The 14,338-nt window shown below is 39.9% G+C and carries 10 protein-coding genes and 5 tRNA genes; 1 reads left to right on the top strand and 14 read right to left on the bottom strand.

Features of this window, described 5'->3' with window-relative positions; translation table 11 throughout:
* On the top strand, window positions 1-642 hold the full coding sequence (locus tag HMPREF0766_RS00505; RefSeq protein WP_002992793.1) for a beta/alpha barrel domain-containing protein: 642 nt from the start codon (window positions 1-3) through the stop codon (window positions 640-642).
* Between the two features lie 66 nt (window positions 643-708).
* On the opposite strand, the gene rpoC is transcribed toward HMPREF0766_RS00505, so the two are convergent.
* The 14 genes from rpoC to HMPREF0766_RS00435 form a co-directional block, all read right to left on the bottom strand.
* Window positions 709-4,989: a DNA-directed RNA polymerase subunit beta' gene (rpoC, locus tag HMPREF0766_RS00500; RefSeq protein WP_002992792.1), complete on the bottom strand. Its 4,281-nt coding sequence runs from the start codon at window positions 4,987-4,989 to the stop codon at window positions 709-711.
* A gap of 74 nt (window positions 4,990-5,063) precedes the next feature.
* Window positions 5,064-8,873 (bottom strand): DNA-directed RNA polymerase subunit beta, encoded by a 3,810-nt coding sequence (gene rpoB, locus HMPREF0766_RS00495; RefSeq protein WP_002992790.1) that lies wholly within the window; start codon window positions 8,871-8,873, stop codon window positions 5,064-5,066.
* A 168-nt stretch (window positions 8,874-9,041) separates the two neighbouring features.
* Window positions 9,042-9,419, bottom strand: coding sequence for a 50S ribosomal protein L7/L12 (gene rplL / locus HMPREF0766_RS00490; protein ID WP_002992785.1), 378 nt, complete (start codon window positions 9,417-9,419; stop codon window positions 9,042-9,044).
* A 79-nt stretch (window positions 9,420-9,498) separates the two neighbouring features.
* The gene (gene rplJ / locus HMPREF0766_RS00485; protein ID WP_002992783.1) at window positions 9,499-10,017 is read right to left on the bottom strand and encodes a 50S ribosomal protein L10; all 519 of its coding nucleotides are present in this window, start codon (window positions 10,015-10,017) and stop codon (window positions 9,499-9,501) included.
* Between the two features lie 2 nt (window positions 10,018-10,019).
* Window positions 10,020-10,718: a 50S ribosomal protein L1 gene (rplA, locus tag HMPREF0766_RS00480; RefSeq protein ID WP_037459808.1), complete on the bottom strand. Its 699-nt coding sequence runs from the start codon at window positions 10,716-10,718 to the stop codon at window positions 10,020-10,022.
* Between the two features lie 23 nt (window positions 10,719-10,741).
* Window positions 10,742-11,185, bottom strand: coding sequence for a 50S ribosomal protein L11 (gene rplK, locus HMPREF0766_RS00475; protein WP_002992779.1), 444 nt, complete (start codon window positions 11,183-11,185; stop codon window positions 10,742-10,744).
* Between the two features lie 191 nt (window positions 11,186-11,376).
* Window positions 11,377-11,922 carry a transcription termination/antitermination protein NusG gene (nusG, locus tag HMPREF0766_RS00470; protein WP_002992777.1) on the bottom strand — a complete coding sequence of 182 codons (546 nt, stop codon included), beginning with the start codon at window positions 11,920-11,922 and terminating at the stop codon, window positions 11,377-11,379.
* Window positions 11,923-11,941: 19 nt separating this feature from the next.
* Window positions 11,942-12,136, bottom strand: coding sequence for a preprotein translocase subunit SecE (secE, locus tag HMPREF0766_RS00465; RefSeq protein WP_002992776.1), 195 nt, complete (start codon window positions 12,134-12,136; stop codon window positions 11,942-11,944).
* A 22-nt stretch (window positions 12,137-12,158) separates the two neighbouring features.
* Window positions 12,159-12,229, bottom strand: a tRNA-Trp gene (locus HMPREF0766_RS00460).
* 159 nt (window positions 12,230-12,388) lie between these two features.
* Window positions 12,389-13,573, bottom strand: coding sequence for an elongation factor Tu (gene tuf / locus HMPREF0766_RS00455; RefSeq protein WP_002992774.1), 1,185 nt, complete (start codon window positions 13,571-13,573; stop codon window positions 12,389-12,391).
* 59 nt (window positions 13,574-13,632) lie between these two features.
* Window positions 13,633-13,704, bottom strand: a tRNA-Thr gene (locus tag HMPREF0766_RS00450).
* Between the two features lie 90 nt (window positions 13,705-13,794).
* Window positions 13,795-13,867 (bottom strand) — tRNA-Gly (locus HMPREF0766_RS00445).
* 58 nt (window positions 13,868-13,925) lie between these two features.
* Window positions 13,926-14,006 (bottom strand) — tRNA-Tyr (locus HMPREF0766_RS00440).
* Between the two features lie 31 nt (window positions 14,007-14,037).
* Window positions 14,038-14,110 (bottom strand) — tRNA-Thr (locus tag HMPREF0766_RS00435).
* Between the last annotated feature and the right edge of the window lie 228 nt (window positions 14,111-14,338).

Below are 14,338 nucleotides of genomic sequence, written 5' to 3'. Positions count from 1 at the left end.
ATGAATGAAGTACTTAAATTAATCGGAGGCAATCCGGTCATTCCGGTATATTATAACGATAACATTGACTCTTGTAAAGATGTTCTTACTAAGTGCTACAAAGGAGGCATACGTGTATTTGAATTTGTAAACAGAGGTGTCAATGCCAGGGAGAATTTCAAACAACTTCTGACCTTTAAGAGTGAACATTTTCCGGATTTGAAGTTAGGAATCGGAACGATTAAGACGGGAGAACAGGCAAAGGAATTCATAGCACTTGGAGCGGAATTCATCGTAAGTCCTATTATCAAGAAAAAAATAGCTGAAATAACAGCAAAACATGGATTGCTATGGATCCCCGGCTGCATGACTCCTACAGAGATTGCAAAGGCTGAAGAATTAGGTGCTTCTCTTGTCAAGCTTTTCCCGGGCGATAGTCTTGGCCCTAACTTTTTGAAAGCAATAAAACCTTTGTTTCCTGATCTGAAATTTATGCCTACCGGTGGTGTAGATACTACAGAGGAAAACATCCGCACCTGGAAACAGGCTGGTGTATATGCTGTCGGACTTGGATCAAAGCTATTCAGCCCTCCTGCAGATGAAAGTGGGGAAGACTGGTTGAGTGAGCGATGTAAGTTATTGCTAAAATGGTCGAAAGCATAATTTAAAAAACATAAAAAAGGGGTAACAATCAGATTGTTACCCCTTTTCTTATATCAGCAAGATTAATTAATCTTCTTCTTTCGATGCTAACAATTGATCGTATTCCTCACGGGAACCTACGATAATATTACCATAATCACGTAAACCTGTACCTGAAGGAATCAGGTGACCTACGATTACGTTTTCTTTAAGGCCTAATAAATCATCACGTTTACCTGCAATAGCTGCCTCATTCAACACTTTCGTTGTTTCCTGGAAGGATGCTGCAGAGATAAATGATTTAGTACCTAATGAAGCTCTGGTAATACCTTGCAGCAATGGACTTGAAGTCGCAGGGATAGCATCCCTTACTTCTACTAATTTCAGGTCGCGACGTCTCAGGCTGGAGTTCTCTTCACGTAATTTACGTAATGTAACAATCTGACCAGGACGAAGGTCGTTAGAGTCTCCTGCATCTACAACAACTTTTTTGTCGTACAATGAGTCGTTCTCCTGCATGAAATCCCATTTGTTTACAGCTTCTTTTTCTAAGAAACGTGTATCTCCCGGATCCTCGATATTCACTTTCTGCATCATTTGGTGAACGATTGTCTCGAAGTGTTTATCGTTGATTTTTACCCCCTGAAGACGGTAAACCTCTTGAATACCATTTACGATATAATGTTGTACTGCGGAAGGACCTTTGATCGATAAGATATCTGCTGGAGAGATCGAACCGTCTGATAAAGGCATACCAGCCTTAATAAAGTCATTATCCTGTACAAGGATGTGTTTCGAAAGTGGAACAAGATATTTTTTGATCTGCCCGTCACGAGATTCGATAGAAATCTCACGGTTACCACGTTTTACACCACCCAATGCTACAACACCGTCAATCTCTGTTACTACAGCAGGGTTTGAAGGGTTACGTGCTTCGAATAATTCGGTTACACGTGGAAGACCACCTGTAATATCTCGGGTCTTACCAGTAGAACGAGGGATCTTAACTAAGATCGCACCTTCTTTGATTTTCTGACCGTCAGATACCGAAACGTGAGCTCCAACAGGAATATTGTATGAACGAACGACTTCACCTTTCAGATCAAGGACTTTGATCGTAGGGTTTTTCGTTTTATCACGTGTTTCAATAATAACTTTCTCTTTGTGACCAGTTTGTTCATCTGATTCTTCACGGAATGTTACACCTTCGATAATCGCATCAAATTCAACTTTACCGCTGAACTCGGAGATGATCACGGCGTTATACGGATCCCATGATACCAAACGTGCACCTTTTTCAACTTTATCACCTGCATTCACGTAAAGTTGTGAACCGTAAGGGATATTTTGCTGATAAAGTACTTTCTTAGTTGTAGGCTCGATAACACGAAGCTCACCTGAACGGCCTAATACCACCTGGTGTGTACCATCTTCACCTTCCTGAGATACTGTACGTACGTTTTCGAATTCGATGACACCTTCATGTTTTGCTGAAATCTGAGACTCAGCAGCAATGTTAGATGCCGTACCACCCACGTGGAACGTACGAAGTGTCAACTGTGTACCCGGCTCACCGATAGATTGTGCTGCAATAACACCGACAGCTTCACCTAACTGAACACGTTTACCGGATGCAAGGTTACGTCCGTAACATGAAGCACATACTCCGCGTTTAGACTCACAAGTCAATACCGTACGGATTTCGATACCTTCGATACCTGCATTTTCAATACGTTCTGCTATTTCTTCTGAAATATCCTGATTAGCAAATGCAATGATCTCGTTAGTCTCAGGATCTAATACATCGTACAGAGATACACGGCCTAAGATTCTGTCGTATAATGGTTCTACAATATCGTCATTGTCTTTCAAGGCTGTCGTGTAGATACCTCTCAGACCGTTACAATCCTGCTCAACTACGATCATATCCTGTGCCACGTCATGTAAACGACGAGTCAGGTAACCCGCATCGGCTGTTTTCAATGCCGTATCGGCAAGACCTTTACGCGCACCGTGAGTAGAGATAAAGTACTCAAGGACTGACAGACCTTCTTTAAAGTTAGAAAGAATCGGGTTTTCGATAATTTCACCACCTGAAGCACCTGATTTCTGAGGTTTAGCCATCAGACCACGCATACCACACAACTGACGAATCTGCTCTTTGGAACCACGGGCTCCGGAGTCAAGCATCATATACACTGAATTGAATCCCTGATTGTCGTTAGACAGGATGTCCATTACGTGTGCAGTCAACTTATTGTTGATACGTGTCCAGATATCGATGATCTGATTGTAACGCTCGTTGTTAGTAATGAAACCCATGTTATAGTTACCCATTACTTCTTCAACTTCATTTGTAGCTTGCTGGATCAGATCAGCTTTTGCAGCAGGAATATTTAAATCCTGTAAGTTAAAGGAAAGACCACCTTTGAATGCTGTCTGGAATCCTAACTCTTTCATATCATCCAGGAATTTCGCGGCACGGGCCATACCCGTAGTCTTCACGATCTCACCAATAATATTACGAAGTGATTTTTTAGTCAGCAATTCGTTGATGAAACCCATCTCCTCAGGAACAATCTGATTAAAGATTACACGACCAACAGTCGTTTCCAATAAGGTATCAACGATTTCACCGTCTTTATTTCTTACTTTAGTTTTGACTTTAATGAAAGCGTGCAAGTCAATTTTCTTCTCATTCAAAGCAATAATAACTTCTTCTGCAGAGTAGAATGACATCCCTTCACCTTTTACAACTCTATCTTCAGCAGTTTTGCGGCCTTTAGTGATATAATAAAGACCGAGTACCATATCCTGAGAAGGTACTGTTACCGGAGAACCGTTTGCAGGGTTAAGGATATTGTGTGCAGCCAACATCAGAATCTGTGCTTCCAATACAGCAGCATTACCTAATGGTAAGTGAACAGCCATCTGGTCACCGTCAAAATCGGCGTTGAATGCGGTACACACTAACGGGTGCAACTGGATGGCTTTACCTTCTACCAACGTAGGTTGGAAAGCCTGGATACCCAGACGGTGAAGCGTAGGTGCACGGTTTAATAATACAGGGTGACCTTTCAATACATTCTCCAGGATATCCCATACTACAGGATCTTTACGATCCACGATTTTTTTAGCTGATTTTACAGTTTTTACAATACCTCTTTCAATCATCTTACGAATGATAAACGGTTTGTAAAGCTCTGCAGCCATATCTTTAGGAAGACCACATTCGTGTAATTTCAAATGAGGTCCAACGACGATTACCGAACGAGCCGAATAATCCACACGTTTACCTAATAAGTTTTGACGGAAACGACCTTGTTTACCTTTCAGAATATCAGAAAGTGATTTTAACGCACGGTTACCTTCTGTTTTCACAGCATTCACCTTACGTGAGTTATCAAACAGGGAATCCACAGCTTCCTGAAGCATACGTTTTTCGTTACGTAAGATAACTTCCGGTGCTTTGATTTCGATCAAACGTTTCAGACGGTTATTACGGATAATAACACGACGGTATAAGTCATTTAAATCCGAAGTCGCAAAACGACCACCATCCAAAGGAACTAACGGACGCAATTCCGGTGGAATAATCGGAACGATTTTCACGATCATCCATTCCGGACGATTTTCAATACGCTCATTTGCTCCGCGGAAAGCCTCCACAACATGAAGACGTTTTAATGCCTCATTTTTACGTTGTTGTGAAGTCTCATTAGCAGCCTGGTGACGAAGATCATATGATAACTGATCCAGATCAAGGCGTTTTAATAATTCTTCTAAAGCCTCTGCTCCCATTTTCGCAACGAATTTCTGAGGATCGTTGTCATCAAGGTATTGGTTTTCTTTAGGTAATGTATCTAAGATATCCAGGTATTCTTCCTCAGTAAGGAAGTCCATGTAATTGATACCATCTTCTTCTTTAATACCAGCCTGGATTACGACATAACGTTCGTAATAGATAATCATATCCAGTTTTTTGGTTGGAAGACCTAATAAATAACCAATTTTGTTAGGAAGTGAACGGAAGTACCAGATATGCGCTACAGGAACCACCAGGTTGATGTGTCCCATACGCTCACGACGTACTTTTTTCTCTGTAACTTCTACTCCACAACGGTCACACACGATACCTTTATAACGGATACGCTTGTATTTACCACAGTGACATTCGTAATCCTTTACAGGACCGAAGATACGCTCACAGAATAAACCATCACGTTCTGGTTTGTAGGTACGATAGTTAATCGTTTCCGGTTTTACAACTTCACCACTGGAACGCTCTAAGATTGTTTCCGGTGACGCCAAGCTAATGGTGATTGACGTAAAGTTGCTTTTAATTTTATTATCTTTTTTGTAAGACATACTTTTATTCCAAAGTTAAAGCTGTATAAAGAAGCTTAAGAGGATTTCGAAGCCTCTTAAGCTCTATTGCTTAATTAATCTAATGTAATATCTAAACCTAAACCGCGTAACTCATGTACCAGTACGTTAAACGATTCCGGTACGGATGGAGTTGGCAGGTTGTTACCTTTTACGATAGCTTCGTAAGTTTTGGCACGACCTACAACATCATCTGATTTCACAGTCAAGATCTCCTGTAAGATGTTAGATGCTCCGAATGCCTCAAGTGCCCAAACCTCCATCTCACCAAAACGCTGACCACCGAACTGAGCTTTACCACCCAGAGGTTGTTGTGTAATCAATGAGTATGGTCCGATAGAACGTGCGTGCATTTTATCATCAACCATGTGACCTAATTTCAACATATAGATCACCCCTACAGTTGTCGGCTGATCGAAACGGTCTCCGGTCAATCCGTTGTAAAGATAAGTTCTACCTGAAGCCGGTAATCCAGCTTTAGCGATCCATCCTTCTACTTCTGACGGCTCAGCACCATCGAAGATCGGAGTTGCAAATTTGACACCTAATTTCTGACCTGCCCAACCTAATACAGTTTCATAGATCTGTCCCAAGTTCATACGTGAAGGTACCCCAAGTGGGTTTAACACGATATCAACAGGAGTTCCATCTTCTAAGAATGGCATATCCTCATCACGTACGATACGTGCAACGATACCTTTGTTACCGTGACGTCCCGCCATTTTATCCCCAACTTTCAATTTACGTTTCTTAGCCACGTAAACTTTAGCCATCTGTACAATTCCGGAAGGAAGTTCATCCCCTACTGAGATTGCGAATTTTTCACGTTTGAATGCTCCAAGTTCTTCGTTCAACTTAATGTTGAAGAAGTGAAGAGCAGCTTTGATCAATTCGTTTTTATCATCATCTGTAGTCCATCCTGTTGGATTGATGTTATCGTAATTCAGATCAGCAAGAATCTTTTGTGTGAATTTAGCACCCTTTGGCACCAATAATTCTTTGTACACATTATAGATACCCTGACTGGTTTTACCATTTACGATTGTAAATAATTTATCAACCAGACGATCTTTTAATACTTTAACATTTCTGTCGTGTGTAGTTTCCAATTTTTCAAGCGTTTTGCGCTCTACTTCTTTAGACATTTTTTTCGCACGAGAGAATAATTTGGTATCAATTACTACACCTTTAATTGACGGAGGAGTTTTCAAAGAAGCATCTTTTACATCTCCGGCTTTATCACCAAAGATTGCTCTTAATAATTTCTCTTCCGGTGAAGGATCTGACTCCCCTTTAGGTGTAATCTTACCGATCAGGATATCTCCCTCACCAACTTCAGCACCGATACGGATAATACCGTTCTCGTCCAGGTCTTTGGTTGCTTCTTCTGAAACGTTAGGAATATCTGCAGTAAGTTCTTCTTCACCACGTTTTGTATCACGAACCTCCAATTCAAATTCTTCAATGTGAAGGGAAGTGAAGATATCCTGACTTACCACGCGCTCAGAGATTACGATCGCATCCTCAAAGTTGTATCCCTGCCAAGGCATGAAAGCTACTTTAAGGTTACGTCCTAATGCCAATTCACCATCTTCAGTAGCATAACCCTCACATAGTACCTGACCTTTTTCAACACGCTGTCCTTTTCTGACAATCGGTTTCAGGTTGATACATGTACTCTGGTTGGTTTTCTTGAATTTGATCAATTTATATGTTTTGATATCATCATCGAATGATACCAGACGATCGTCTTCTGTACGATCATAACGAATCTTGATTTCTTCAGCATCTACATATTCAACAACACCATTTCCTTCAGCGTTGATCAGTGTACGCGAGTCACGGGCTACGCGACCTTCAAGACCTGTACCAACGATAGGCGCCTGCGGACGTAACAATGGCACCGCCTGGCGTTGCATGTTTGATCCCATCAGGGCACGGTTGGCATCATCATGCTCCAGGAAAGGAATCAATGATGCTGCAATCGAAGTAATCTGATTTGGAGAAACGTCCATAAGATCCAGTTTTTCAGGCTCGATAATCGGGAAGTCACCTTCATATCTTGCTTTTACTTTTGGATCTTCGAAATTTCCTTTTTCATCGTAGATAGCATTTGCCTGAGCAATTGTTTTCTCATCTTCATCTTCAGCAGACAGATAGATAACAGGCTCTTCTACTACTACACGACCAGCTTCTACTTTACGGTATGGTGTTTCAATAAAACCAAGGTTATTGATTTTAGCGTGAACAGCCAGAGAAGAGATCAAACCGATGTTTGGTCCCTCCGGCGTCTCGATAGTACAAAGACGACCGTAGTGCGTATAGTGAACGTCACGAACCTCAAATCCTGCTCTTTCACGGGAAAGACCACCTGGACCTAAAGCTGATAAACGACGTTTGTGCGTAATCTCTGCCAATGGATTTGTTTGGTCCATAAACTGAGATAGCTGGTTTGTTCCGAAGAACGAATTAATGACGGACGATAATGTACGTGCATTGATCAGATCTGTAGGTGTGAATACTTCGTTATCACGAATATTCATACGCTCACGGATAGTACGTGCCATACGTGACAGACCTACTCCAAACTGTGCATATAACTGCTCTCCTACCGTACGAACACGACGGTTAGATAAGTGGTCAATATCATCGACCTCAGCTTTAGAGTTTATCAGATTAATAAGGTATTTCACAATCGCAATAATATCTTCACGAGTCAATACTTTCGTATCTGCCGGAGTATCTAATTGCAATTTGCGGTTGATACGGTAACGACCAACATCCCCCAGATCATAACGTTTGTCAGAGAAGAACAGACGATCGATGATACCACGAGCAGTTTCCTCATCAGGTGGTTCAGCATTACGTAACTGACGATAGATATGCTCTACCGCTTCTTTTTCTGAGTTGGACGTATCTTTCTGAAGGGTATTATATATAATAGAATAGTCCGCATTGTTAGATGCATCATCTTTAGCCAGAATGACAGATTTCACTCCTGCATCGATGATAAAATCAATGTGGTCTTCTTCCAAAACAGTTTCACGTTCAAGGATAATTTCATTACGGTCAATAGATACAACTTCACCTGTATCTTCATCCACGAAATCTTCTACCCATTTTTTCAATACCCTGGCTGCCAGACGACGACCAACATATTTCTTAAGACCAGACTTACTAACTTTAACTTCATCTGCAAGATCAAACAATTCTAAGATATCCTTGTCTGAATCGTACCCGATAGCACGTAATAAAGTTGTAACTGGGAATTTCTTTTTACGATCGATGTAAGCATACATGACGTTGTTTACGTCTGTTGCAAATTCGATCCAAGATCCTTTAAAAGGAATAACCCTTGCAGAATAAAGTTTAGTACCATTTGTGTGTCTACTCTGACCGAAGAATACGCCTGGTGAACGGTGTAATTGTGAAACGATCACACGCTCTGCACCATTTACAACGAAGGTACCTTTAGGAGTCATATAAGGAATAGTTCCCAAATATACATCCTGAACAATGGTTTCGAAATCTTCGTGTTCCTCATCATTACAAGATAACTTTAATTTTGCCTTTAAAGGAACGCTATAAGTAAGACCACGCTCGATACACTCTTGTATATCATAGCGGGGAGGATCAATAAAATAATCCAAAAACTCAAGCACAAAAATGTTTCTTGAATCAGAAATAGGGAAGTTTTCCGAAAATACTTTGAACAGCCCTTCCTGATGGCGGTTGTCAGAAGTAGTTTCTAATTGAAAAAACTCCTTGAAAGACTGTAATTGTACGTCCAAGAAATCAGGATAATCGATAACCTTCTTACTTGTCGCAAAATTTACTCTTTCTTTTTGAATATTATTGTTTGCCAAGGGAATAAGAATTTTAGTTTAAAAAAACTGAGCTAACTATATGCTGCTTAATTCACATTTACAATTATGCAACAGCACACATAACTGATAGTGGTGTGTTAAAATAGGAATAGACTCTGATGGATATACCGTCAGAGTCTAAACCTTTAAGGTGCTTAATATGTGAGATTACTTGATCTCAACAACAGCTCCAGCTTCTTCTAATTGTTTTTTCAAAGCTTCAGCTTCGTCTTTAGATACACCAGCTTTTAATTCTTTAGGTGCTCCGTCAACTAAATCTTTAGCTTCTTTCAAGCCTAGACCAGCTAAATCTTTAACCAATTTAACTACTGCTAATTTCTGACCACCAGCTTCTTTCAAGATAACGTCAAATGAAGTTTTCTCTTCAGCAGCAGCAGCGCCACCTTCAGCAGGAGCAGCAGCAACTGCAACAGCAGCAGCAGCAGGCTCGATACCATACTCATCTTTTAAGATATCAGCTAATTCTTTAACTTCTTTTACTGTTAAGTTCACTAACTGTTCAGCAAGTTGTTTTAAATCTGCCATTTTATTTTGATTTTTGAATTTACTTTTAAAAATTTTTGTTAATTAAATAATAACGAATATTTCTGTTAGAGAGGATTCGTTAGCCTCTTTCTTCTAAAGCTTTTACTAAGCCCGAAATTGTATTTCCGCCTGACTGAAGAGCTGAAATAACATTCTTCGCAGGAGATTCAAGCAATGCGATAACATCAGCGATAAGTTCATTTTTAGACTTAAGATTCACTAATGCATTCAATTGACCGTCTCCAACAAATGCTGCTGAATCGATATAAGCTGCTTTCAAAAGAGGTTTATCACCTTCTTTACGTAACTGCTTGATTAATTTAGCAGGAGCGTTACCAACTTCAGAGAACATTAATGTAGATGCACCTTTCAGTGTACCAAAGATCTCTTCCGAATCAACACCTGCTTCGATTAATGCTTTTTTAATTAAAGAGTTTTTCACTACTTTAATTTCAATACCGCTTTCAAAACATTTGCGACGAATGCCATTCACCTTCTCAACGCTTAAATCAGCAGTGTCAGCAATATAAAAATTACCGTATGATTTAATCTGCTCGGCCAAAGCTAGAACAATTTCTTGTTTTTCTTCTTTTCTCATGATTAAATTCCTGCTACTGATTTAGTCTCAACATGAATTCCAGGACTCATTGTTGATGAAATGTGAATGCTCTTAAAGTATGTTCCTTTAGCTGCAGATGGTTTCAAACGAGAGATAGTTTGTAATACCTCTAATGCGTTATCATAAATCTTATCTGCATCGAACGACGCTTTACCAATCGAAGTGTGGATGATACCTGTTTTGTCAACTTTGAAATCGATTTTACCACCTTTAACATCTGTTACAGCTTTACCTACTTCTGTAGTTACTGTACCAGTTTTAGGGTTAGGCATTAAGTTTCTTGGACCTAAAATACGACCCAATTTACCTACTTTAGCCATAACACTAGGCATGGTAATAATGATATCAACGTCAGTCCAACCGCCTTCGATTTTACTGATATAGTCATCTAAACCTACGAAATCTGCGCCTGCTGCTTTAGCTTCTTCTTCTTTATCAGGAGTACATAAAACTAAAACGCGAACAGTCTTACCAGTTCCGTGAGGTAAAGTTGCAATACCACGAACCATTTGATTTGCCTTACGAGGATCTACGCCTAAACGAACGTCGATATCCACAGAAGCGTCAAATTTGGTTAATGATATCTCTTTTACCAAAGCCGAAGCTTCTTTCAAAGAGTATGCTTTACCAGCTTCAATTTTGGATAGTGCCGCTTTTTGATTTTTTGTTAATCTAGCCACTTTTCTTAAACTGATTTCGTTAATTAATTGTTCCAAGGAGCATTACCGGACACGGTAATACCCATACTACGTGCTGTCCCAGCTACCATACGCATAGCTGCTTCTACAGTAAATGCGTTTAAATCTACCAATTTATCCTCAGCGATTGTTTTCACCTGATCCCAAGTAACAGAAGCTACTTTCTTACGGTTAGGCTCTCCAGATCCGCTTTTCAACCCTGTAGCTTCCTTTAACTGGATTGCTACCGGAGGAGTTTTGATGATAAAATCAAAAGATTTGTCGCTGTAAACTGTAATGACAACAGGTAATACTTTGCCTGGTTTGTCTTGCGTACGAGCGTTAAATTGCTTACAGAAATCCATGATATTAACACCTTTAGCACCTAATGCAGGTCCTACTGGTGGCGATGGATTTGCAGCTCCGCCCTTAACTTGTAATTTTACTAACGCACTGACTTCTTTTGCCATTTTGTTCTGAATTTAATTATTAAATGTTTGTTAGTAAGTTGGAAGCATATAACGTAACATTTATTTATTCAATGATACCGGACCGAAATCAGGCACCAAATGAGGTGCAAAGATATACTATTTTTTATGAAATACAAAAAATAAATAAACAAAAGAAAAGAGGAAATTTTAATTCTCCTCTTTTCTTTTGTTTATTCTTTCTCTACTTGCATGTAGTTAAGTTCTAATGGGGTTTTTCTTCCGAAGACCTTCACCATCACGATCAGCTTTTTCTTGTCTTCGTGAACTTCTTCGATTTCTCCGGTAAATCCGTTAAACGGACCATCGTTTACTTTTACCGTTTCACCAACGTAATAAGGTACGTTGATTGTCTCACCTTGCTCAGCCATCTCATCCACTTTACCTAAGATGCGGTTCACCTCGCTTGGACGCAACGGAATAGCATTTCCGGCCTTATCTCCTAAGAAACCGATTACGCTGTTAATATTTTTGATTACGTGTTCTGTTTCTGCATCAAGAGATGCTTCAATCAACACATATCCAGGGTAGTAGTTACGTTCTTTTGCCACTTTCTTGCCATCACGCATCTGGTAATACTTTTCCATTGGAATAAGTACCTGAGCAACCAGGTGCTGGATTCCTAAGCGACTAATCTCAGCATCAATATATTGCTTTACTTTCTTTTCCTTTCCACTTACAGCACGAACCACGTACCATTTTAAACTTTGATCTGCCATAAATTAAATACTGAAAAAATTATGAAGTAATACCGTACAACAACTCTAATACGTTGCTCGACGCTTTATCCATCACAAAAACCAGAAGAGCGATGATAAGAGAAGCAATAAGTACAATCACAGCTGAACTTTGCAACTGAGCCCAGGTAGGCCAAGTTACCTTCTGTGTGATCTCTTCATAAGAGTCTTTAAAAAAATCTAGTACTTTCGCCATTTTATAGTTTATCTATAGTTTGCACGGGCACAAGGATTCGAACCCTGATCAAAGGTTTTGGAGACCTCTATTCTACCATTGAACTATGCCCGTGGGTTTTGTTTTTTGACGTTGCAAATATAGCGTTTTCGCACCTCTGCAACAAATATATTTCACTTTTTTTTACTATTTCTTAATGCACTTTTGCATCAGAAAAAATAAGCTAATCAGCCTCAGCTGATTAGCTTATTTATATTTCTAATCTATTTCAGATTAAATGATTTCAGTTACCTGACCAGCACCTACTGTTCTACCACCTTCACGGATTGCAAAACGTAGACCTTTTTCCATTGCGATAGGACTGATCAACTTAACAGTGATTGTTACGTTGTCACCTGGCATTACCATTTCAGTACCTTCAGCTAAAGTGATTTCACCTGTAACGTCTGTTGTACGGAAATAGAATTGAGGGCGGTATTTGTTAAAGAATGGAGTGTGACGTCCACCTTCTGCTTTTGATAATACGTAAACCTCAGCTTTGAAGTTATCGTGAGGAGTTACTGAACCTGGTTTACAGATAACCATACCACGACGGATATCAGTTTTCTCAATACCACGTAACAATAAACCTACGTTATCACCAGCCTCACCGTAATCCAAAATTTTACGGAACATCTCAACACCTGTTACTGTAGATTTCAAGTTCTCAGCACCCATACCTAAGATCTCAACCGGATCTCCTGAGTTGATCACACCTCTTTCGATACGACCTGTAGCTACTGTACCACGACCTGTGATCGAGAATACGTCCTCTACCGGCATCAAGAAAGGAAGTTCAGTCAAACGTGGAGGGATTGGAATGTAGTTATCAACAGCATCCATCAATTCCATGATTGAATCAACCCATTGTTGCTCACCGTTCAATGCACCTAAAGCAGAACCTTTGATTACTGGAATATCATCTCCTGGGTATTCGTAGAATGATAATAATTCACGAACTTCCATTTCAACTAAGTCTAATAATTCGCTGTCATCTACTAAGTCAACTTTGTTCAAGAAAACTACTAGTGCAGGAACACCTACCTGACGAGCCAATAGGATGTGCTCACGAGTTTGAGGCATAGGACCATCTGTAGCCGCAACTACGATGATAGCTCCGTCCATCTGAGCAGCACCTGTTACCATGTTTTTTACATAATCGGCGTGACCTGGACAGTCAACGTGCGCATAGTGACGATTAGCTGTTTGGTATTCTACGTGTGCTGTATTAATTGTGATACCACGTTCTTTTTCTTCAGGAGCAGAGTCAATTGAATCAAATGAACGAGCTTCTGATAAACCTGCATCCGCTAATACTTTAGTGATAGCTGCAGTTGTAGTAGTTTTACCGTGGTCAACGTGACCGATTGTACCAATGTTTAAGTGTGGTTTACTGCGGTCAAATTTCTCTTTTGCCATGTTTATGCGAATTAGTAAATTAAAATTTTATTTTTTCTTCTAAAAAAGTTGTTATTACGAGCCAAAGATGGGATTTGAACCCACGACCTCTTCCTTACCAAGGAAGTGCTCTACCCCTGAGCTACTTCGGCTTTCAAAAGCCATTTATAGATAAACGCCTCCACCTGCAAGATATTATTATATCAAATGAGACAGAGACTTAAATCGTATAATAAAAAGAGAGCGGAAGACGAGGTTCGAACTCGCGACCTATAGCTTGGAAGGCTATCGCTCTACCAACTGAGCTACTTCCGCTTTTGCTTACAAATACCTAGCTTGAAAAACAAGCTCGGATTTGTAAACTGATTTGGTGTGGAGGGAGAAGGATTCGAACCTTCGAAGCCGAAGCAACGGATTTACAGTCCGTCCCATTTGACCGCTCTGGAACCCCTCCAGATACCTGCAATTTAAGATTGCAATTCTTGAGCCTCCTATCGGAATCGAACCAATGACCTACTGATTACAAGTCAGTTGCTCTACCAGCTGAGCTAAGGAGGCTTCTATATTTTAATATTTTTAAACTCTCTAAGAACGATGCTGTTTCGATCAGCGAGTGCAAAAATCAGATTAATTTTTGACTTCTGCAAGTTTTATTTAAAAATTATTATCAAACGACTTAAAGAACATTTCAAACGCTTCCGGGACAATTACAGACCCTGTTTGTTTGAGTTGCAAAGATAGATACTCCGATGACATTACAAAAATATTTTTGCAAAAAAACTTCCG

Origin of the sequence: Sphingobacterium spiritivorum ATCC 33861 (genome assembly GCF_000143765.1) — a bacterium.
Taxonomy (GTDB): Bacteria; Bacteroidota; Bacteroidia; order Sphingobacteriales; family Sphingobacteriaceae; genus Sphingobacterium; species Sphingobacterium spiritivorum.
The sequence above is the reverse complement of the archived record's forward strand: the minus strand, read 5'-3'. Positions and strand labels throughout refer to the sequence as shown.

What these genes read in the sequence shown, in the direction of transcription:
- secE (WP_002992776.1), bottom strand. Translation starts at nt 12,136, where the DNA reads ATGGCGAAAGTACTAGATTTTTTTAAAGACTCTTATGAAGAGATCACA.
- nusG (WP_002992777.1), bottom strand. Translation starts at nt 11,922, where the DNA reads ATGGCAGATCAAAGTTTAAAATGGTACGTGGTTCGTGCTGTAAGTGGA.
- rplL (WP_002992785.1), bottom strand. Translation starts at nt 9,419, where the DNA reads ATGGCAGATTTAAAACAACTTGCTGAACAGTTAGTGAACTTAACAGTA.
- tuf (WP_002992774.1), bottom strand. Translation starts at nt 13,573, where the DNA reads ATGGCAAAAGAGAAATTTGACCGCAGTAAACCACACTTAAACATTGGT.
- rplJ (WP_002992783.1), bottom strand. Translation starts at nt 10,017, where the DNA reads ATGAGAAAAGAAGAAAAACAAGAAATTGTTCTAGCTTTGGCCGAGCAG.
- rpoC (WP_002992792.1), bottom strand. Translation starts at nt 4,989, where the DNA reads ATGTCTTACAAAAAAGATAATAAAATTAAAAGCAACTTTACGTCAATC.
- rplK (WP_002992779.1), bottom strand. Translation starts at nt 11,185, where the DNA reads ATGGCAAAAGAAGTCAGTGCGTTAGTAAAATTACAAGTTAAGGGCGGA.
- HMPREF0766_RS00505 (WP_002992793.1), top strand. Translation starts at nt 1, where the DNA reads ATGAATGAAGTACTTAAATTAATCGGAGGCAATCCGGTCATTCCGGTA.